1 rRNA gene is annotated in these 208 nt (G+C 40.9%); it reads right to left on the bottom strand.

The features are described from left to right. Positions 1-105 (bottom strand): 23S ribosomal RNA (locus tag M3226_RS32080); the annotation flags it as partial. Positions 106-208: the final 103 nt, after the last annotated feature.

The following is a 208-nucleotide window of genomic DNA, read 5'->3' as shown; positions in this document are numbered from 1 at the left end:
GGATCAAAGCTTACTTACAGCTCCCCGAAGCATATCGGTGTTAGTCCCGTCCTTCATCGGCTCCTAGTGCCAAGGCATTCACCGTGCGCCCTTTCTAACTTACCCTAAATGGTTTTACTCTAAATTAATAGAGAGTATTCTAAAATGGCGATTTTACTCGGTTTTTACTTGGTTTCTTCTATACGATTATCTAGTTTTCAAAGAACGA

The sequence above is a fragment of the Neobacillus cucumis genome, assembly GCF_023715505.1.
This window is presented reverse-complemented; position numbering and strand designations above follow the sequence as displayed.